Source organism: Bacillota bacterium (genome assembly GCA_013178045.1).
In the GTDB taxonomy this organism is placed as follows: Bacteria; Bacillota; Ch66; order Ch66; family Ch66; genus Ch66.
On the sequence record JABLXP010000002.1, the window covers coordinates 183477 to 203791 of the forward strand.

Annotated in this window: 18 protein-coding genes and 1 tRNA gene; 17 read left to right on the top strand and 2 right to left on the bottom strand. The window is 48.0% G+C overall.

Features of this window, described 5'->3' with window-relative positions; all coding sequences use genetic code 11:
• Positions 1-370: 370 nt before the first annotated feature.
• Positions 371-832: a PaaI family thioesterase gene (locus HPY81_02685; GenBank protein ID NPV26367.1), complete on the bottom strand. Its 462-nt coding sequence runs from the start codon at positions 830-832 to the stop codon at positions 371-373.
• A 257-nt stretch (positions 833-1089) separates the two neighbouring features.
• Between HPY81_02685 and HPY81_02690 the strand changes: the two genes are divergently transcribed.
• The 11 genes from HPY81_02690 to HPY81_02740 all read left to right on the top strand — a co-directional run bounded on the left by HPY81_02690 (position 1090) and on the right by HPY81_02740 (position 12296).
• Entirely contained in the window at positions 1090-1863 is a 774-nt protein-coding gene (locus tag HPY81_02690; protein ID NPV26368.1) for a protein-glutamate O-methyltransferase CheR, read from the top strand.
• 433 nt (positions 1864-2296) lie between these two features.
• Positions 2297-3046, top strand: a complete 750-nt coding sequence (locus tag HPY81_02695) for an electron transfer flavoprotein subunit beta/FixA family protein (GenBank protein NPV26369.1) — start codon at positions 2297-2299, stop codon at positions 3044-3046.
• A gap of 38 nt (positions 3047-3084) precedes the next feature.
• Positions 3085-4044: an electron transfer flavoprotein subunit alpha/FixB family protein gene (locus HPY81_02700; GenBank protein NPV26370.1), complete on the top strand. Its 960-nt coding sequence runs from the start codon at positions 3085-3087 to the stop codon at positions 4042-4044.
• Between the two features lie 157 nt (positions 4045-4201).
• A complete protein-coding gene (locus tag HPY81_02705) occupies positions 4202-6316 on the top strand; it encodes a 4Fe-4S dicluster domain-containing protein (GenBank protein ID NPV26371.1) in 2115 nt (704 codons plus the stop codon).
• A gap of 96 nt (positions 6317-6412) precedes the next feature.
• Positions 6413-7195, top strand: a complete 783-nt coding sequence (locus HPY81_02710; protein ID NPV26372.1) for a short-chain-enoyl-CoA hydratase — start codon at positions 6413-6415, stop codon at positions 7193-7195.
• A gap of 433 nt (positions 7196-7628) precedes the next feature.
• On the top strand, positions 7629-8774 hold the full coding sequence (locus HPY81_02715) for an acyl-CoA dehydrogenase (GenBank protein NPV26373.1): 1146 nt from the start codon (positions 7629-7631) through the stop codon (positions 8772-8774).
• Between the two features lie 220 nt (positions 8775-8994).
• On the top strand, positions 8995-10170 hold the full coding sequence (locus tag HPY81_02720; protein NPV26374.1) for an acetyl-CoA C-acetyltransferase: 1176 nt from the start codon (positions 8995-8997) through the stop codon (positions 10168-10170).
• 42 nt (positions 10171-10212) lie between these two features.
• Entirely contained in the window at positions 10213-11055 is an 843-nt protein-coding gene (locus tag HPY81_02725; protein ID NPV26375.1) for a 3-hydroxybutyryl-CoA dehydrogenase, read from the top strand.
• Between the two features lie 118 nt (positions 11056-11173).
• Entirely contained in the window at positions 11174-11668 is a 495-nt protein-coding gene (gene coaD / locus HPY81_02730) for a pantetheine-phosphate adenylyltransferase (protein NPV26376.1), read from the top strand.
• A gap of 160 nt (positions 11669-11828) precedes the next feature.
• Positions 11829-12023: a type II toxin-antitoxin system HicA family toxin gene (locus tag HPY81_02735; protein ID NPV26377.1), complete on the top strand. Its 195-nt coding sequence runs from the start codon at positions 11829-11831 to the stop codon at positions 12021-12023.
• A gap of 185 nt (positions 12024-12208) precedes the next feature.
• Positions 12209-12296: transfer RNA gene (locus tag HPY81_02740), tRNA-Leu, on the top strand.
• A gap of 9 nt (positions 12297-12305) precedes the next feature.
• Here HPY81_02740 and HPY81_02745 read toward each other — a convergent pair.
• Positions 12306-12581 (bottom strand): hypothetical protein, encoded by a 276-nt coding sequence (locus HPY81_02745; GenBank protein ID NPV26378.1) that lies wholly within the window; start codon positions 12579-12581, stop codon positions 12306-12308.
• A gap of 670 nt (positions 12582-13251) precedes the next feature.
• Here HPY81_02745 and HPY81_02750 point away from each other — a divergent pair.
• The 6 genes from HPY81_02750 (at position 13252) to HPY81_02775 (ending at position 20313) form a co-directional block, all read left to right on the top strand.
• A complete protein-coding gene (locus HPY81_02750; protein ID NPV26379.1) occupies positions 13252-15024 on the top strand; it encodes a sigma 54-interacting transcriptional regulator in 1773 nt (590 codons plus the stop codon).
• A 399-nt stretch (positions 15025-15423) separates the two neighbouring features.
• Entirely contained in the window at positions 15424-16416 is a 993-nt protein-coding gene (locus HPY81_02755) for a CoA transferase subunit A (protein ID NPV26380.1), read from the top strand.
• A gap of 1 nt (position 16417) precedes the next feature.
• The gene (locus tag HPY81_02760; GenBank protein ID NPV26381.1) at positions 16418-17212 is read left to right on the top strand and encodes a CoA synthetase; all 795 of its coding nucleotides are present in this window, start codon (positions 16418-16420) and stop codon (positions 17210-17212) included.
• A gap of 131 nt (positions 17213-17343) precedes the next feature.
• On the top strand, positions 17344-18660 hold the full coding sequence (locus HPY81_02765; protein ID NPV26382.1) for an MFS transporter: 1317 nt from the start codon (positions 17344-17346) through the stop codon (positions 18658-18660).
• Positions 18661-18728: 68 nt separating this feature from the next.
• Entirely contained in the window at positions 18729-19379 is a 651-nt protein-coding gene (locus tag HPY81_02770) for a 4Fe-4S binding protein (GenBank protein NPV26383.1), read from the top strand.
• Positions 19372-20313, top strand: a complete 942-nt coding sequence (locus tag HPY81_02775) for a CoB--CoM heterodisulfide reductase iron-sulfur subunit B family protein (protein NPV26384.1) — start codon at positions 19372-19374, stop codon at positions 20311-20313. The genes HPY81_02770 and HPY81_02775 overlap by 8 nt, the downstream gene beginning before the upstream one ends.
• Positions 20314-20315: the final 2 nt, after the last annotated feature.

The following is a 20315-nucleotide window of genomic DNA, read 5'->3' on the forward strand; positions in this document are numbered from 1 at the left end:
GGCACCATCACCTGATTTATTAAACTACTATATATATTTTTCTATATTTTTCTCCTAAAATTAATAATATACCATCTTTTATCTAATATACAAGAAGGTAAATCTATTTTCTCTGAACCGGTAGGGGTGCTGACGTGCAACACGTCCGAATGGCAGCGGATTCGGAAGCAGAAGCTTGCCATCAATACCTTGTGTGAGGATTGTGTCAGGGAGGGCAAGGTGACGCCTGCAACAATTGTAGACCATATTGTTCCTAATATACCGTTTCAATTCCTCGTAAAATTTTTCACGAGTGCCGGCAAGAATCATATAACAACGGTTGAGCCGCCTTCTTCAATAAATAATTGTATAGTCCAGCTCATAGTTTGTTTTATCTAAAAACATCGGAATTACTCCATATCTGCCCGCGGATGAAGAACGTGCAGCGGGCTTTAGCGATCAATGAATTGTTTTCATCACGAACTTCTGTTTCGGCGACAATAATGTTTTTTCCGATGTTAAGAACAGTGGCTGTAGCTGTTAATGTCTGACCTACCTTTGCCCCAGCGATATAATTAATGTTCATTTCCACAGTGACAACCGAGTAGCCAACGCTGCGAATGGCCATGCCCATAGCTGTATCAGCCAAAGCTGATGCAATCCCGCCGTGAGCGTACTCGAAAAGGTTGGCATGCTCAGGTTGAACTTTTATGATTACGCTGGCCTGACCAGGGGCGACTGAGGCCAGATTCAGACCAAGATAGCGGTGAAATGGGCAGGTCTGATTGATCTCCAGGATTCGCTCGAAACGAGCCGGATCAATTCCTTCATTTTTTACTATATCCCAGTTCATTTGCCATAATCTCCTTATTTTAATTTTAATAATATTAAAATTAAAAATCTCATGTCGAGATTACCTTGTTCAATCCACCTTGTCAATAGTAATGATTCTATTTATCCACTCAATTAAGCAGGAATTTACCCTGAAGGAGCGAATATCTTGACATGCTGGATGCTTTTTGCCCCGAAGAGATTCGGAAAAAATAAACGGTATTCTTGGCCTAAATTTTGACGAAGTCGATTTAGGTATTGAGGGAGAACGCGTACGGTATGGACCTTGGCTACGAATGGTTTATTCAGAAGATTTACGAGCGCAGCGGAATTGACCTCCGTTATTACAAACGCACCCAAATGGAGCGACGGATTAATGCCTTGATGCGGTCAATGAATATTGACAATTACGCTGAGTATTTGAGGTTATTAGTGCGAGAGCCGGCTCACTACCGTAAATTTATTGATCACCTGACCATCAACGTCTCTGAATTTTATCGCAATCCCCAGCACTGGGAGGTGCTCGAAAAAAAGATTCTGCCTGAACTGAAAGCAGCAAATGCTCATCTAAAAATCTGGAGTGCTGGCTGTTCAACCGGGGAAGAACCATACACACTGGCGATTATTGTGAGCGAACAATTGCGCGGGACGCAGAGCCGGATCCTGGCGACAGATATAGATCGAGGGGTTTTGGCCAAAGCCAAAGAGGGGGTTTATTCGAGTAAAGCGGTGGCCAATGTTCCGCCACGGTTGTTGGAGAAGTATTTTGAACGCAACGGTGATCATTTTGTGGTGCGGGACTCCCTCAAACAGCTCATTACCTGGCGGCAGCATGATTTGCTCTGTGATGAATTTCCAACGCAGTGCGATCTGATTTTATGCCGGAACGTGGTCATCTATTTTACCGAAGATGCCAAAAGCAAACTATATCAGCGTTTTGCCCAGGCACTACGAAAAGGTGGAGTATTGTTTATCGGTAGTACGGAACAGATTTTTCAAGCTCGGGAGCTAGGACTAAGCACAAAAGCAACATTTTTTTACCAAAAAAACTAAGGAATGTAGAAATGTGGGAAATTAGAAAAATTTTCGTTTATGGGAGGAATTTAAATAAATCATGTAGAATAAACAGGTGAATGTTATATTGTGTGTATTATATTCTCCTGGTTATCTGTCTGACTAGGCAGAGGCAGGTTTATACTGTTCAGAAAATGGGGTAGTTATAAAAGAAATAGTGAATAATTGTACTATTTCACCGGAATTAAGAAATAAAATGTTCTTGTGTAACCGGTTAGTACGAAAACCGGGTGCCAAGGCTTTAATAGTATAGTTTAATTTTAAGTGTTTTAGGATTACCAAACTGATTTAAGATTCCAGTGCTGGAGGTGGTAGATAGACATTATTGGCAGCAGAAGAGACTTAGTACATTGCCATTGTTTATCTTTGGTTAAACTTGAAGAAGAAATCTTTAAAAAGGGAGGAAAGAGCTTTGAAGATAGTTGTTTTAGTTAAACAAACGTTCGACACCGAAGCCAAGATTGTTATTGGTGGAGACGGCAAGATCTCAGATCAGGGTGTAAGCCTAATTATCAACCCTTATGATGAAGTGGCGGTAGAAGAAGCTCTCCGAATTAAAGAAAAACTTGGTGGCGAAGTTATCGTTGTGTCTGCGGGCAGTGACAAAGTAACTGAAGCGATTCGTCAGGCCTTGGCAATGGGTGCTGACAAGGGCGTGCTGGTGAATATGGACGGAGAAGCTGACGAATATGCCCGCGCGGTTATTCTGGCGAAAGCCGTTCAAGGCCTGGGTGCTGATTTAATTCTCTGCGGCCATGTGGCTGCCGACGATGGTTCTTCCCAGGTTCCGACCAGAGTGGCGGAAATTCTTAATATCCCCCACGTCAATGTTGTCCGTAAGCTTGAACTGAATGGTAATGTAGCAACCTGCACCCGTGAAGTCGACGGCGGTACCGAGATCATCGATGTAAATCTTCCCGCGTTGATCACCTGCCAGGTTGGTATGAACGAGCCTCGTTATCCTTCGATGAAGGGAATCATGCAGGCTAAGAAGAAGCCGATTGATAAGGTGGCTGGAGAAGCAGTTCCTTCCAAGGCGAAAGTGGTCACCTACTTCTTACCACCGACGAAGGCTGCTGGTATCGTGATCGAAGGCGATCCTGCTGAAACCGCGGCGAAACTGGCTGAGTGGCTGAAGAAAGAGGCCAAAGTCGTTGGCTAATACTCGATAAAAAATATCGAAAAGGAGGATTTACACTGATGGCTAAAGGTACGTGGGTATTTGTCGATCAAAGGGATGGTAAAATTCGTAAAGTCACTTTTGAATTAATTAGTGAAGCTAAGAAATTAGGCGACGAAGTTTGCGCGGTTCTGTTGGGTAAAGGCGTAGAAGGCTTGGCAGCTGAACTAGGTAAATACGGCGCAGACAAGGTTTATATCGCTGATGACGATAAACTGGAGAAATACACTACTGGTGCTTTCGCGGCCCAACTGGCGGCGATGGTGAAGGAATATCAACCGGCGACGATCCTCTTCGGTCACACGGCCATGGGTAAGGACCTCGCTCCCCGGCTGGCGCAAAAACTGGAAGCGGGCCTGGTTACCGATTGCACCGCGATGGCTAACGAAGGCGGCCAACTAGTCTTTACCAGACCAGTTTACGCTGGTAAGGCCTTTGCCAAGGTCGTTGTGGAAAGCACGCCGGTGATGGCTACCCTGCGGGGAAATGTTTTCGAAGCAGTTGAAGCGCCGAAGTCTCCTGAGGTGATTAAAGAGGCGATCGCAGTGACTGATGCGGATATATACCAAAACGTTAAGGAGTTTATCCCCACTGTTTCTACCCGTCCTGAACTTAGTGAAGCGAACTATGTTGTGTCTGGTGGCCGTGGCATGAAGAGCGCCGAAGGATTCAAAGAAGTGCTTGAGCCGCTGGCTGACTTGCTTGGCGCGGCGATTGGTGCTTCTCGGGCGGCTGTTGACTCTGGTTGGATTGACAACCAGTATCAAGTTGGTCAAACTGGTAAAGTTGTTAACCCGATTCTGTATGTAGCGGCTGGTATTTCCGGTGCAATTCAGCACCTCGCGGGGATGTCTTCTTCCAAAGTTATCGTGGCTGTGAATAAGGACCCTGAAGCGCCGATCTTCAAAGTGGCCGACTTTGGTGTTGTCGGAGACCTATTCCAGGTAATTCCGAAGTTAACTGAAGAACTGAAAAAGTAACACGCTCTAGCTGGATGATTTAGACGAAAGAAGGATAGAGCGAGATCTGTTCCGAAATTCGGAATACTGGATATGCGCCGGCATTAGTACCATTGCTGGTCACGGTTCGTATATCCAGTATTCCTTTAATAAAGTAGAGCGCAAGGAGGGTATTGTCATGCAATATCACGGCTTCACCGTGCCAACTGTCCCAATGCGTGAGGTTGGAGCGAATATACCCGGGGAATTTTTAATTTACGTTTTTATGTGGATTCCTTTAATCGCCTTCGCATATGGGATTTATAAGCGGGTACAACTGTGGCGGTTGGGTCAACCGGAAAACCGGTTTGACAATGTTGGTGCCCGAATCGGTTCGCTCCTTACCTACAGCTTTGGTCATAAGCGAATTATCCGCGAAACCGTACCTGGCTTTATGCACTTCTTCCTGTTCTGGGGATTCGTCATTCTGGCTATAGCTGCTGGTATTGATGCACTGCACTCTGCTCCTGGCTTGAGTGTGATTGGACACATCTTGGGGCTTAAAGTTGAGGGAGGATTCTACATCGGCTTTTCGGCTATCGTTGACCTGATGGGATTCCTGGCGACGATCGGGGTTTTTTATCTAATGTATCGGCGTTATATCGTTAAACCTGACCGGTTGGACAATCAGCCGGAAGATGCTTATGCTATTCTTCTGGTCGCAATTATCTTGGTTACTGGCTTCCTGATTGAAGGCCTGCGGATCGCGGCACAAATTCAAATCGGCGGCGTAGCAGCGATGGCTTTTGAAAAAATCGCTTCGCCCTTTGGCTGGCTGACGGCGCAACTTTTTACTGGTTGGCCGCATGAGACCGTTCTGGTCTGGCACCGCATCCTCTGGTGGTTCCACATGGTGATGGCCTTTGCTTTTATCGGCTACCTGCCTTATTCGAAACTGTGGCACATTCTGGCCGGGATGATCAATCACTATTTCCGTAACTTGGGGCCCAAAGGTGCCTTAAAACCGATTGAAAACATCGAAGAGGCAGAGTCTTTTGGGGTTAGCGCTATTGAACAATTCACTTGGAAAGATATGCTCGATTTCGACACCTGTGTTCGTTGCGGTCGATGTCAGGACAATTGTCCAGCTTATTTGACGGGCAAACCTCTTTCTCCGAAACGACTGATTCAGGATCTGAAGGCACACTGGTTGGAAAAAGCACCCTATCTGGAGCCGCCTAAACCGGCGACGGGGGCTGAAGAAGCGGCACTTTCTGATGAAGAAGCCGCTGACGTGTTGAACGTTAACCTGATTGGTGACGTCATAGAAGAAGAAGCAATCTGGGCTTGCACCACCTGCCGGGCTTGTATGGAAATGTGTCCTATGTTTATTGAGCACATTCCGAAGACGATCGAAATGCGGCGGAACTTGGTCATGTGGGAGAGTAATTTCCCATCCGAAGTGCAAATTGTCTTCCGTGGTCTGGAAGTCAATGGGAACCCATGGAACGTTGGTTGGGACAAACGGGCTGATTGGGCTGAAGGCTTGGATGTGCCGCTGATTTCTGACAATAATGATGTTGAATACCTGTACTGGGTTGGCTGCGCAGGTGCCTTTGACGACCGGAACAAGAAAGTTGCCGCTGCGACCGCGAAGATTTTGAAAGCCGCGGGTGTAAAATTTGCGATCCTGGGCACGGAAGAGAAGTGCTGTGGTGAGTCTGCTCGCCGAATTGGTAACGAGTATTTATACCAGACGCTGGTTATGGAAAATGTTGAGGTCATGAATGGTTACGGCGTGAAGAAGATCGTTACCCACTGCCCGCACTGCTTTAATACACTGAAGAACGAGTATCCGCAGTTTGGCGGCAACTATGAAGTCATCCACCATACGCAACTGATCGCGGATCTGATTGCTAGTGGCAAGATCAAACTCAGCAAACCGGTCAATGCGACCTTGACGTATCATGATTCCTGCTATCTAGGCCGACACAACGATGTTTACGAAGAACCGCGTAAGGTCATAAACGCGGTGCCCGGGACCAGGCTGGTGGAAATGGAGCGTAACCGCGAAAAAGGTTTCTGTTGTGGTGCTGGTGGCGGCCGGATGTGGATGGAAGAACATACTGGTGAGGGACAACGGCGGATTAACGAGGCCCGGACTGAACAGGCGCTCGCCCTGAATCCGGATATCATCATGACCAACTGCCCCTTCTGTATGACAATGCTGGCCGATGGCGTCAAAGGTCAGGAGAAAGAGGAACAGGTCAAGGTCCTGGATATCGCTGAACTCGTCCAACAATCCATGAATTAAGTTCCATATTGACATCGTTATTATTACCTGTAGAGACGGTTAAATAATCGGGTAAAATAAATAAAAAATATAAAATAATTTGGGAGGTATGGAACGATGGCGTGGAACAATGTATTGTTGGAAAAGGATGGCGAAATCGCTGTTCTTACTGTTAACCGACCGAAGGCATTGAATGCCCTCAATGCAGACACTTTGAAAGATTTAGACGAAGCGATTGATGTGATCGCGAAGGATGAAGAGGTCAAAGTGGTTATTTTGACCGGGGCGGGCGACAAGGCTTTTGTCGCGGGGGCAGATATTGCTTTTATGGTCAATTTAACTCCGCTCGAAGCCAGAGCCTTCTCCAAACTGGGTCAGGCCGTCTTTGATAAAATTGAAAAGTTGCCTCAACCAGTTATCGCCGCCGTTAACGGCTTTGCATTGGGAGGCGGTTGTGAGCTGGCTATGGCGGCGGACATCCGGATCGCCTCTGAAAAGGCTAAGTTTGGGCAACCAGAAGTAGGTCTGGGAATTATGGCTGGCTTCGCCGGGACCCAGCGTTTACCGCGGTTGGTTGGTAAAGGTCGGGCGAAAGAACTGCTGTACACAGCGGATATGATTGATGCCAACGAGGCCTACCGGATCGGCCTTGTCAATAAAGTCGTGCCCCCTGAGGAATTAATGGATGCGGCCCAAAAGATGGCAAAGAAGATCGCGGCCCAGAGCAAAGTTGGTGTACGGCTTACTAAGGCGGCAGTCAATGAAGGAATGGAGATGCCGGTCGAACAAGGCTACGATCATGAAGCGGATCTTTTCGGGTTATGTTTCAGCGCTGGTGATCAAAAAGAAGGTATGACGGCTTTCATAGAGAAAAGGAAACCCCAGTTTACTGGCAAATAAATACTAAAATATAACCGGCCGATGATAATATTCCTGGCCGGTTCTTATTTTTATTCTGACCCGGGATTTGTGTCATAATGTGCAAGCCAGGGAAATCACCGCCTTTACTTTAGAAAAATAGAGAATAATAAAGATAATAAAGATCTTGAAGAAAAGATATTTTGAACTTACCCATTATCAGCAGGAATTCTTAGGAATGTGTAGAATAGTACCTATGGAACAAGGAACAAGGCCGATTGGTTTCTAACACCCTGCTTAAGGAGGTGAAGCCGGCTCATCCCTAGGTAAAGTTTTTGTGATTATCCAGTCACCGCCGTAGATTTTAGTACTCTATAGTATGACAACCCGCAAAGAACAGCAGTGAATCAGACAAATAGACAGAATAAAAAGGGGCAGCATAAGAAACAGCGGACATGAATAGGAGGTTGGGAAAATGGATTTTATCCTGTCAGAAGAGCATCAAATGTTACGCCAAATGGTACGGGACTTTGCGGAAAAGGAATTGGCACCAGGCGCTAAAGAAAGAGACGAAAAAGAAGAATTTCCCTTGGAACTGTGGCATAAATTAGGCGAACTCGGTTTGGCCGGAATTCCCTGGGAAGAGAAATACGGCGGTGCTGGTTCTGATTTCCTGGCTTATGCGATCGCAGTGGAAGAGCTCTCCCGCGTTGACGCTTCGATGGGTGTAACCCTTTCGGCCCATACTTCTCTTTGCAGCTGGCCGATCTGGAAGTTTGGGACCGAAGAGCAGAAGATGAAATATTTGAAACCTCTGGCTGAGGGCAAACACCTGGGGGCATTTGCGATTACCGAGCCTTCCGCTGGTAGTGATGCCGGTGGTACTAAGACAACGGCGGTGCGAGATGGAGATTACTATGTCCTGAACGGTACCAAGATCTTTATTACCAATGCCTACTATGCCGATACCTACATCGTTATTGCCAGAACCAGCAAAGAAGGTAAGAAACACGAAGGCATCAGCGCGTTTATCGTTGAAAAGGGTACACCAGGCTTCTCCTTCGGTAAAAAGGAAGAAAAACTCGGGATCCGTGCTTCGGCGACCTATGAGCTGGTCTTTGAAGATTGCCGGGTGCCGGCCGAAAACCTGCTGGGCAAAGAAGGCGAAGGTTTCAAGATTGGGATGAGAATACTCGATGGCGGGCGGAACGGGATCGCCGCGCAAGCGGTCGGTATCGCCCAGGGCGCTTTTGAATTTGCCCTGGCCTATGCCAAGCAAAGAGAGCAATTTGGCCGACCGATTATTGCTAATCAGGCTATTGCCTTTATGCTGGCTGACGCCGCGACCGAGATCGAAGCGGCTCGCCTTCTGACCTATCAGGCTGCCTGGCTGGAAGGGGCTGGCCTGCCGTATGGAAAAGCCAGCGCCATGGCGAAAGTATTCGCTGGTGACATCGCCATGAAGGTGACCACCGATATGGTCCAGGTTCTTGGTGGTTATGGTTACACCAAGGAATACCCGGTGGAGCGGTTCATGCGGGATGCCAAGATCACCCAGATCTACGAAGGCACCAACCAGGTGCAAAGAATCGTTATCTCCGGCTTCTTGATGAAAGAGTAGGGAACATCTTTTATTACCGTGATTTTAAATTAATTAGGGGGAGTGGGATGCCTGTCCCGCGAAAGGAATAGGCATCCCCGGCTTCAATGACACTGGGGAGCAGTTGTTTGACAGAAGAGAGTTTGACTCTTGATTAAACGATCAAAGAAAGAAACAAAATGTGAGAATATTCACGTGGAACAATTAAAAAAAATAAAATTTATATTGGGAGGTTGATAAAGTGGCTGAAGCTGTAATTGTTAGTGCATGCCGGACTCCGATCGGTACTTTTGGTGGGGCTCTCACAGAAGTCGGCGCTGCCCAACTGGGTGCTATCGTAATAAAAGAAGCAATTAACCGGGCTGGAATTAAGCCAGAAGCAATTGACGAAGTCATTTTTGGTTGCGTACTCCAGGCTGGTTTAGGACAAAACGTAGCCAGACAAGCCTCATTAGCCGCTGGCATTCCCATAGAAGTTCCGACTTATACCGTGAACAAAGTATGCGGTTCTGGATTAAAGACTGTGGCGTTGGCTGCTCAAGCCATTAAGGCTGGCGATGCGGAAATTATTGTCGCCGGGGGCACGGAAAACATGAGTGCTGCCCCCTATCTGGTGGAAAAGGGCCGCTGGGGTTATCGGATGGGCAACGGTCAGCTAGTTGATGCTATGATCAAGGATGGTCTCTGGGAAGCTTTCAATAACTACCACATGGGTATCACTGCGGAGAACGTGGCTGAGCAGTGGGGGATAACCCGGGAAATGCAGGATGAGTTTGGTTTGCGGAGCCAGCAATTAGCGGCGAAAGCAATTGCTGAAGGTAGATTTAAAGATGAAATTGTCCCCGTTGAGATTCAGACCAAGAAGGGTGTTAAGGTTTTCGATACGGACGAGCATGTGAGACCGGGTACAACCAAGGAAGGCCTGGCTGCTTTAAAACCAGCGTTCAAGAAAGACGGAACTGTCACCGCGGGGAACGCTTCCGGTATCAACGATGCCGCGGCTGCAGTGGTTGTTATGTCTAAAGCTAAAGCTGATGAGTTAGGTCTCAAACCAATGGCCACGATCAAGAGCTATGCTTCTGGTGGAGTCGATCCCAAGATCATGGGTGTAGGGCCAGTTGTTGCTACCCGAAAAGCGCTGGCTAAAGCTGGTATGACCATTGAGGACATCGATCTGATCGAAGCCAACGAAGCGTTTGCGGCTCAGTCTCTTGCCGTAGCGAAAGATCTGAACTTTGATATAAACAAAGTCAATGTGAATGGTGGCGCCATCGCACTCGGTCACCCGATCGGCGCGAGCGGAACGCGAATTTTGGTTACCCTGCTGTACGAAATGCAGAAACGCGGTGCCAAACGTGGTCTAGCGACTCTCTGCATTGGTGGCGGTATGGGAATAGCTATGATTGTGGAGAGATAAACTAAGCCGTAAGGATGAGTTTTGAGAAGGAGGACCAGTGCGATGCAAAAAGTAATGGTGTTAGGCGCCGGGACGATGGGTGCCGGGATTGCGCAGGTTTGTGCTGAAGCAGGTCTGACCGTCTATCTGCGCGATATCGACCAAAAGTTCGTGGATAACGGTTTAAAAACGATCACGAAAAACTACGCCAAGGCGATCGAAAAAGGTAAAATGACCGTTGAGGCAAAAGATGAAATCATGGCCCGGATAATCGGGACAACGGACATAGGCCTGGCTAAGGAATGCGAGCTGGTCATTGAAGCCATTATCGAAAATTTGGATATCAAAGTCAAGGTCTTTAAAGAGTTGGATGAAATCTGTCCGCCGGAAACGATTTTGGCTTCTAATACTTCGGCCTTGAGCGTTACCGCGATCGCAGCGGCGACGAAGAGGCCCGACAAGGTTATCGGCATGCACTTCTTCAATCCGGTACCGGTGATGAAGCTCGTCGAGTTAATCAAGGCGGCGGCGACCTCAGAAGAAACCTATAACACCATTAAGGAATTGACGATTAAGCTTGGCAAAACGCCAGTTGAAGTCAACGAAGCTCCTGGTTTCGTCGTGAACCGGATCTTGATCCCGATGATTAACGAAGCCTGCTATATCCTGCAGGAAGGTGTGGCCAGTGCGGCTGATATTGATGCGGCCATGAAACTTGGAGCCAACCATCCGATTGGTCCTCTGGCTCTGGGTGATCTGATCGGTCTGGATGTTTGCCTGGCGATCATGGAAACTCTCTACAAAGAGCTGGGCGAGTCCAAGTATCGTCCCTGCCCGCTGTTGCGGAAACTTGTCCGGGCAGGACAACTTGGCCGCAAGACTGGTAAAGGTTTCTATCAATACTAAAAAATATTGGGTAGATATCACGACCTCCGATTGGCATTGCTCTAGGATCTGCTTTTCTTGCGAAAGCCAAGAATTAGGCAAAGCCTAATTCTTGGCTTTTTAAAAAGGGGGATATGAATTGAAAATTGGTGTCTATCCGGGCAGCTTTGACCCTGTTACCAATGGTCATTTAGACATTGTTGAAAGAGCCACTAAAATTTTTGATCAAGTAATTGTCGCAGTGATTCATAACCCACGGAAGAGTTCTCTGTTTACTATTGAAGAACGTGTTCAAATGCTGTTAGAAGCGACCCGCTCGAACCCGCACGTCTGTGTGGACTCATTTACTGGATTACTAATGGATTATGTTAATAAAAAAGGTGCGTTGGCGGTTATCCGCGGTCTGAGAGCGGTCTCTGACTTCGATTATGAAATGCAAATGGCGCTGATGAACAACAAGTTGTCTCCGAATGTTGAAACCATATTTATCATTTCAAGTCCCCAGTACATATATCTCAGCTCCAGTAATATTAAAGAGGTTGCCATGTTAGGTGGATGTGTGAAGGGTCTAGTGCCGGAATGTGTGGAAGAAAAACTGTTAGAAAAAATCAATTCTCATCGCCAGTCTAAGTGAAATTGAAGGGGCTACCGTATGTGTAGTCCTTTTGAGTTTGTATAAAGCGGATAGCTTCTGAACAAATTAAGCTTACCTGTTACACCTCAATCTACCTGGGGGTGAAGCCGTGGGAACACCTGCTCGGCTACCGGCTGTTTCCTCCAAACAGGTAGTGAAGATGTTGGAGGCACAGGGGTTTACACTTGTCCGCCAGAAGGGTAGTCACATTCGTCTACGTAAAGAGGAAATTGGTCGGACACTGCTGGTGACTGTTCCCTCCAACCAGAAGCAAATCCGGAAGGGAACGCTCAATGGTATCTTGAGTCAGGCTGGGTTATCGAAAGAAGAACTGGTTGCCTTGTTCCAGGTTTAAGCTGCTCCTCATTGGTAAACAATTAGGTAGTGGGGTGTAGCAGGATTCATCATAACCTTTAGGAGTGGTGGAATTATCCTGCTTATTTTCAATGATCAGGCTTGACACCATCAAGAAGGGTGTGCTATCATATCAATTGCGGTTGGAGTTGTTCGTATTAGATTAGAAGACTGCCAGATGAATATGCGGCAGTGGCGGAATTGGCAGACGCGCTAGATTCAGGGTCTAGTGGGCTTTAGGCTCGTGGGGGTTCAAGTCCCTTCTGCCGCACCAAAACCGCGATTAACCTCCCGATGTGATCGTCTCGGTCCGACGCAAGGGAGGTTTTGTTATGTCTAGTTGCCTGGGGAGTTCACTGGTGTTTTTGAGTGGTTCTTGCGGTTTGGTCAGGTCAGTAATGCCCCGGATATTAGAAAATACCTGATTTCCTGACGACATTTCCTCTCGAACAGCACTTGATTTGAAGAAACAAAAAAAGGCTTCTGTTTTTACGAAGAGTCTTGCTAAATCATGGTAAACGACAAATGGCAGCCCAGCTAATTCAGCTATTTTTTGCAATTACATCTAACCCTCCTTTCTGCGCCTTTCCCCAAACCCAACCTGTTCAACTCATGAAATATCAGGATTTCATAAGGGCAAACAGGTCTTTTGTTTGTTGCTTTACCCATTACGGAAGTAATAGGTACGCAGAAAACCAATTGATCTGTTATTTATTATTTTATTTATTGATCTGTTATTTATATGTTATTTTATAAAGCAAAAATCATGCCAATTCTCCCGAATGCGAAACCAGGCCATATTTTCAACCTTGACCTGGTTTCTGAAAACAAACTATATGCAAGAATGAACGCAGTCAGAGGATAAAAGCGGCCGAACCAGGATGTTCACGCGAGATTCATACCAGACAAAAACGAATACATTATTTGCGAAATTGCATACAGTAAACCCTTTCTTCAACAATAAACGACAGTCTTATTTAGCTTCGGAAAGCATATTGCGACGAAACGGCCAGGCATTTACCGAATACTGTCGATATTTAACGAACGAGAATACACGTTCATGTGAAGGAGTTCACGAAAAAATGCCGAAGCTTTAATTTAATAAAAATAGCAACATGCCGTGAACAATGTAAATACGCAAACATAGCAAATACGAGCAAAGCAAATAATTGATCTGCCAATATATCTATAACATAATAAAATATCTATCAGCCAGGGGGGAGTAGTCTTTGGAAAACCTCAAGTTAACCACCATTAAAGTTCGGGATGTCATGTCTCCTTTTTTTCGGACGGTTAGTTTGCATGAACGGGCTCTGGATTTGGTTGAACTGCTCCTGAATATGAAACTTGATGAGGTGCTGGTTGTAGATACCACGGGAAAACTCTGCGGCTTGGTTACCAAAAAACAGTTATTAAGGGACTTTTCAGAAGGAAGGCTGGGGGAAGAGACAACGGTAGCAGAGATCATGTTATCTGAACTGATTACTACTTCGCCGGATGAAGACTTAACCCAGGCCCGGACGACAATGCGCGCGAACGGGATTGGCCGCATGCCGGTGCTGGATGCTCAGGGGCGTATTGTGGGGGTTATTACAGCAATCCACGTTTGCAATGGGTTTTCCGATAAGCTGGAAAAAATCGGCCGACAACTGCAGGCTATACTGGACACAATTGCGGAAGCGATTGTGGTTGTTGATCCCGACGGAAAGGTAGTATACTGGAACAAAAGTGCGGAACGGATTTATGAGATCACCAGTGATGAGATCATGGGGCGTTGCCTGAGCGACTTCTACCCGGATGATATTGCTTTACAGGCCCTCACCTCGGGGCAGCCGGTCCGGAATGTCTACCTGATCACTGACAAAGGCAAGCATTTGCTGAAGAATGCTGTGCCGATTTGTCAGGCCGATAAGTCGGTGGGGGTGGTCTGCACAACCCAGGACGTGACCAAGGCGGTTAAGCTGATGACCGAATTGAACCTGGCCAGAGACCGCATCACCGAATTAGAGCGAAAAACCGGCGCCAAGCAGCACCGGCTGGAAATGGTGCCGAGTCAAAATGCTGCCTATGTGCGGACGCTGGAGACGGCTCGGCGCCTGGCACAAACAGATGCTACGGTGTTGATCCTGGGGGAAAGCGGTACGGGAAAAGAGTTGATGGCCAACGCGATCCACAACTGGAGCAACCGGCGGAATAAGCCGTTTATTGTGATTAATTGCGCGGCGATCCCCGAGAATCTTTGTGAGAGCGAATTGTTTGGTTACGCCACCGGGGCTTTTACCGGGGCAAGTAGAGAAGGTCGGCCTGGCAAATTTGAACTGGCTAATGGCGGGACGATTTTTCTTGACGAGGTTGGTGAACTGCCACTCGAAATTCAGGCTAAACTGTTGCGGGTTCTACAGGAGCAAACCTTTTACCGGGTGGGTGGAACAATCCCGGTTACCGTTAATGTGCGGGTAATTGCGGCAACCAACCGCGACCTAGAGCAGATGGTTAATAAAGGGAGATTTCGGGAAGATTTATTTTATCGGCTCAACGTCTTCAGCTTGAAGATGCCTCCGCTCAGAGAAAGAAGAGGTGATATCCCTGGCCTGGTCAATCTTTTCTTGGAGGAATTTGCGGCGAAATACCAGCGGCCGGTACCTGTGGTGGGACAAGAAGCGATGAAAATGCTGATGAACCGCGAATGGCGGGGTAATATCAGGGAATTGCGCAATACGATGGAACGGCTCGTAGTTCTGTGTGATAAAGAAATTGTTGACGAGGCAGACGTTACGGCAATGATTCAGGACGAATCTCCGACTGGTCGATTTGCTGAAACGGCTCCTGCCCAAAAACTGATAGATGGAAATCTGGATAGTCTGCTGCTTGATCAGGAAAGGATGATAATTGTCGATTTATTGAAACGGTGTAACAATAACAAGGCAGAGGTGGCCAGGTTGTTGAACATACCTCGCAGCACGCTTTACTACCGAATGAAAGCGCTTGATATTGCGCAGTGATACTCCGGAGCAGGAGTGTCATAAAAAGATGTCAACCTTTTTAAAGTGTCAAATGATTGACAAAAGTGTCAGCTTTTTGACAGGAGTGTCAGTTTTTTGACGCTTTTTTCTTTTCTGGTGACTAGACAAAAGGCCAGCTGAAGCCATTTGCGGGGGTACCTGACAATGGCACGGAATTTGCGTGTAGTATATAAAGCAGATGACCAAAAAGTGGCCAAGGAGGATGATAGAAACGCATTGGGTATTAACCAAACCGAGGAAATACCGTATAGACGGGACCATTGTGAAAGGGGGAGAGTAAAAAGCAAAAACGGAAAGTTTTCTGCAGACAGATAGCCAAATCTCGGGAAAAATTGCAACATTAAGGTATATACAATACCTGATAATAAAGGAGGGGATTTGATGCGTAACAAGTTGATCACGATGCAGGAAGCCGTGGCGAAATATACCTGGGATGGTATGACGTATGCCCACGGAGCAGCACTGCCGGTAGGTTCAGATTCCATTGCCTTTGGACGGGAGATGGTCAGGCAGGGCCGAAAAAACCTTAATCTTATCTCCAATTGTAACACTCAGCAGTCTAACTTGCTTGCCGCCGTCGGGGCGGTTCGGCGGATCGAGGTTGGCTTCTCTGGCTTGGAAGTTTACGGGTTCGCCAATGGCTTAAAACGGGCGGTGGAAAGCGGACAAACCATTCTTGAAGACTATTCCAATGGAGCGATTCCCCTGCGATTGCTGGGGGGTGCCTTGAACTGGCCGTTTGTCCCTGCGACCATTAACATTGGCAATGACCAGCAGTGGTGTTCGGCTGATCGACCAGATGAGTATCCCTGCACAACTAAGATTCCCGAGATGACCGATCCGTTTACCGGCAAAAAGGTCTACGCTTTCTCGGTTCTTAAGCCGGACGTCGCCGCCATTCACGTAACGATGGCCGATATGTTCGGTAACGCCATTATGTTGGGAACAGAATGGAGCCGCTATGAACTCTCCCGGGCGGCGAAGAAGGTTGTTCTGCAGGCTGATTTTATCGTCGATACCGATTGCATGCGGCAGTATCCGAACCTGGTACGGATTCCGGGTGAGGTTGTCGATGCGGTTGTTTACTGGCCGATGGGGGTCTGGCCGGCGTGTTCGGTTGGGGTGTACGACAGTGATGAAGAGCATATGTTCTACATGAACAAAGCTCTGGCTACTCCAGAAGGTACAGAGGAGTATGTGAAAAAGTATGTTTTAAGTTATAACACCCGCGAAGAATACCTGGCCATGATCGGGAAAGAAAAGATCGCCAAACTAACCAATAATCCGACTACGCACTTAATGGACCCGTACCAGAAGTGGATTAAGAGCGAGGCCGAAATCAAGGAACTGGAAGCGAAGGGAGGTAAGTAAAATGGATTATACCAGACAGGAATATATGGCTATTGCCACCGGTCGAGAATTACGGGACGGTGAACTGGCAATTTTTGGCGTAGGTCTGAGCATGCTGGCGGGTTATTTCGCGCAGAAAAACCATGCTCCCAATCTGATGGCTTTTACTGAAGGGGGAGTGTTTGGTTCGTCCCCCGTGGGTGGGTTGCCCTGGGGCATTGAGTGTAATCGGATTTCAGCAAATGCCACCAGTTTCACCAACGCCATCGATGCCCTTGGCTGTCTGGTTGCTTCCGGTCGCTGTGATGTGGGCATCATTGGAGCAGCCCAGATCGATAAATATGGTAACGTGAACACGACCGGTATCTGGGAACCAGGACAGACTCCTTGGCAGGTTGGCCGCTACACCCTACCGCGGGTAAGGTTGAATGGCAGCGGTGGCGCCAATGAGATCGCGGTGGGTTGTAAGCGCTATATTATCATGGCGGCCCACGAGAAGAAGAGATTTGTGGACAAAGTCGATTATATCTCTTCGCCTGGTTACATCAATGGCGGCAATGACCGGGAGAGGTATGGTTTCCCAGGCGGCGGCCCTTCGGCCATCATCACTACCCTGGGTATCCTGCGGCCCGACCCGGTCACCAAAGAATTCTATCTAGATGCTTATTTTGCCTATTCGAGTGTCGAAGAGATCAAGGCAAACACCGGCTGGGACCTGAAAATATCGCCAAATATCAAGGTAGTTCCCGAGCCGACAGAGGAAGAACTCAAGAATTTAAGAGAAGTGGACGTCACCGGTTCATTGCGTAAGAAGTAACAAGCGTAGATGGCCCTACAGTGGAGCGTAGGCGATTGAGCGCCTGCACGAATAGACGTTGGGGAGGTAGAAGGTGAAGGGGAGGTCGATTCTCCTCCCCTATCTACTCCTTAGTGTAAGTACGAGGAGGTATGATTAATTTGGCGAATATTCAGTTAGGGAGCACCGCAACTCAATCAAAGATCCAGAAGACCCTCACCTACCGCTATGTGATTTACATTGTTGTTGCCCTGGCCTATTTCTTTGTTTATTTTCACCGCACCTCAACAGCGGTAATGGCGCCAGAATTGATTAGGGATTTTAAAATTGACCCGGCGGCTTTGGGTCTCTTTGGATCAATGTATTTCTACGCTTATGCCCTTGGTCAGTTGCCGGCCGGGATTTTGGCTGACCGCTGGGGTAATAGGAAGACAATCTCTGTATTTGTCTTGATTGCGGCGGCGGGGGCCCTTCTGTTCGGATTTGCCTCAAACTTCAGTGTCGCCCTGGTTGGCCGGTTCCTGGTAGGACTGGGTGTTGGCTTCGTGTACGTTCCCGCGATGCGGTTCCTGGCTGACTGGTTTAAGAAAAACGAGTTTGCTACCTACTCGGGCCTCTTGTTGGCGATTGGTAACATCGGGTCACTGGCTTCATCTGCTCCACTGGTCGCGATGATGGCTGCTATTGGTTGGCGGAATTCGATGAACATCGTGGGGATTATTACCATTGCTATTGCTGTGCTGGCCTATGCCTTCATCAGGAATAAACCTACTGATGTTGGCGGAGCGACCATTGCTGAGATTGAAGGAACGGCACCGGCTGGGCCGGCGCCAGCCGCGATCGGCATTGGTGAGAGCTTGAAAATAATCGCTAGCACCTATAATTTCTGGACAATAACCGTTCTATTCTTTGCTATGTATGGGAGTATTATGGGCTTTCAGGGACTCTGGGCTGGTCCGTATTTGATGAATGTTTATGGGATGACCAAGACCGAAGCCGGCAAAATTTTAATGATGATCCCCATCGGGATGATCTTCGGCTGTCCGCTGTCGGGTGTAATCTCTGACAAGATCCTGAAGTCGCGGAAAAAGGTTGTCTTCGGCGGCACACTCATTTACATTCTGACCTGGCTACCACTGGTGTTCATGATTGATTCCATGTCCAAAGGATTCCTGACCGTGTTAATGTTCTTCTATGGTTTCTTTGGTGGTTTCTTCGTGGTAATGTACGCCAACCTTAAGGAAAATGTCGCGCCGCAAATCGCTGGAACCGGTACCGGCTTTTTAAACCTGTTTGTCTTCGTCGGCGGGGCAACTTTCCAGCAGGTAATGGGGGCGATTATTGGCAGTTATCCAACGATAAATAAGGTAATCCCGGTTGCTGCCTTTAAGTCCGCTTTCACATTCTGCCTGGTAGCGCTGATTGTTGCTGTCGCCTTCTACGCCACCCAAAAGGAAAAAACTGCATAAATAGAGTGAGTGAGATTTTTGCTCACGGTTCTGGAGTTATCCGACTTTCTTGACAAGGAGCTAGTGGGATGAAAAGAGAGTTGGCCAAGAACTGGTCAATCGAATTTCAAAAGGCAATCGAGGCGTCGGGATTGGTAGAAGATCTGGAACGCTGCCTAACCTGCGGTAAGTGTGTGGGTAACTGCCCGGTAGCGGCGCTCACGCCCTCTTACAATCCCTGCCAAGTGATACGTGAGGTTCTGCTGGGCAACGTTGAACGGCTGCTTGCCAGCGAAGAAATCTGGCGGTGTTTCTGGTGCGCGGGATGTTACGCTACCTGCCCCAGTGAAATCAAATATCCTCTCTTGATGCTGGTCCTCCGTTACTATGCTTTGGAGCACGGGGCGGGTAAGAAGTACGTCCAGATCTTCAAACGTTTTGTTTTGAAGGCCAGAGAGGATGGGGTAACTTTTCAACCAGGTGGAACCCAGAAATTGGAGAAGATTAAAGCCTTGCGGACCAGTATTGGTCTGACACCGTTGCGGGTGGTATCTGAACAGGCGCGTAAGGAATACCAGCAGTTATTTGAAATGACGGGTACCATGGCCTGGCTGGAAGGGCTAGATGCCAAACCTGAGGCACAGCTTCGCCTGAGTTTTGCCCCAGGGAGAATTACCGGGCCGGGAAAAGAAGAAACCTCTACCTGTCAAGCGGCCGAGGGAGGACAAACTGATGACTAAGGCGGAAAGAGTTTCTCTGATTAACCAGGAGCGGGTCAAACAATTGCCGGTGCCCCAAAAAATGTTCCTGTTTTTAAGCTGTACCGGCAGCATTGAGTACCCGGGCACGGAGAAAGCCGTGAGAGTGGTGGCCCAAAAGCTGGGGATAGAAATGGTGGAATCTCCAGAGCAGACTTGTTGTACCGGCTATATGTTAACCTGCAATGCTTTAAATCCGGGCTTGGCCCTGGCTGCCACGGCCCGCAATCTGAGCATACCCGAAGCAATGGGCCTGGATGTTGCTGTTTTCTGCAATGGCTGCTACGGATACCTGAACGAACTGGCGCATTTGCTTGCCCACAACCCCGCGTTTAAAGCCGAAATCGACCAGATATTAGCTCAGATTGGCAGGCAGTATCACGGAGAAGTTAAGGTTTACCACGTGCAAGAACTCTGGTATCGTCAGTTAGACCGAATCACGACGATGGTGGAAAGACCATTGACCGGCCTGCGGGTCGCGGTTCACTACGGCTGTCATTATCTGGCCAATAAGGTGGCAGCGATCGATGATGCTGCTTATCCAACCTTTATGGAGGAAATCATTGAACGTCTCGGGGCTACTCCCGTATTCTACCCAGAGCGAAGAGCTTGCTGTGGCTACTCGGTGGGACGTGGGTTTACGCACCGGGATGAGGTGGTGATTCCGCACCTGGCGAGGAAGATGAAGAGTGCTGTGGAAGCCGGCGTCGAGCTGATGGTGACTGTCTGTCCGGGATGCAATGTGGCACTTGACCGGGAGCAGCCCACCCTGCGTAATCTGGGGATCAACACCAACATTCCTGTCATTGATCTATCACAATTGATCGCTTTTGCCCTCGGAACGCCGATCGACCAGTTGGGTTTTGCGGCGAATACGACCAGGGTGGAGCCAATATTGGCGCGATTTGTTCAGTAATT

Coding starts and splice junctions, on each gene's coding strand:
- HPY81_02685 (NPV26367.1), bottom strand. CDS start 832: ATGAACTGGGATATAGTAAAAAATGAAGGAATTGATCCGGCTCGTTTC.
- HPY81_02690 (NPV26368.1), top strand. CDS start 1,090: ATGGACCTTGGCTACGAATGGTTTATTCAGAAGATTTACGAGCGCAGC.
- HPY81_02700 (NPV26370.1), top strand. CDS start 3,085: ATGGCTAAAGGTACGTGGGTATTTGTCGATCAAAGGGATGGTAAAATT.
- HPY81_02705 (NPV26371.1), top strand. CDS start 4,202: ATGCAATATCACGGCTTCACCGTGCCAACTGTCCCAATGCGTGAGGTT.
- HPY81_02710 (NPV26372.1), top strand. CDS start 6,413: ATGGCGTGGAACAATGTATTGTTGGAAAAGGATGGCGAAATCGCTGTT.
- HPY81_02715 (NPV26373.1), top strand. CDS start 7,629: ATGGATTTTATCCTGTCAGAAGAGCATCAAATGTTACGCCAAATGGTA.
- HPY81_02725 (NPV26375.1), top strand. CDS start 10,213: ATGCAAAAAGTAATGGTGTTAGGCGCCGGGACGATGGGTGCCGGGATT.
- HPY81_02735 (NPV26377.1), top strand. CDS start 11,829: ATGTTGGAGGCACAGGGGTTTACACTTGTCCGCCAGAAGGGTAGTCAC.
- HPY81_02760 (NPV26381.1), top strand. CDS start 16,418: ATGGATTATACCAGACAGGAATATATGGCTATTGCCACCGGTCGAGAA.
- HPY81_02765 (NPV26382.1), top strand. CDS start 17,344: ATGATTAATTTGGCGAATATTCAGTTAGGGAGCACCGCAACTCAATCA.
- HPY81_02770 (NPV26383.1), top strand. CDS start 18,729: ATGAAAAGAGAGTTGGCCAAGAACTGGTCAATCGAATTTCAAAAGGCA.
- HPY81_02775 (NPV26384.1), top strand. CDS start 19,372: ATGACTAAGGCGGAAAGAGTTTCTCTGATTAACCAGGAGCGGGTCAAA.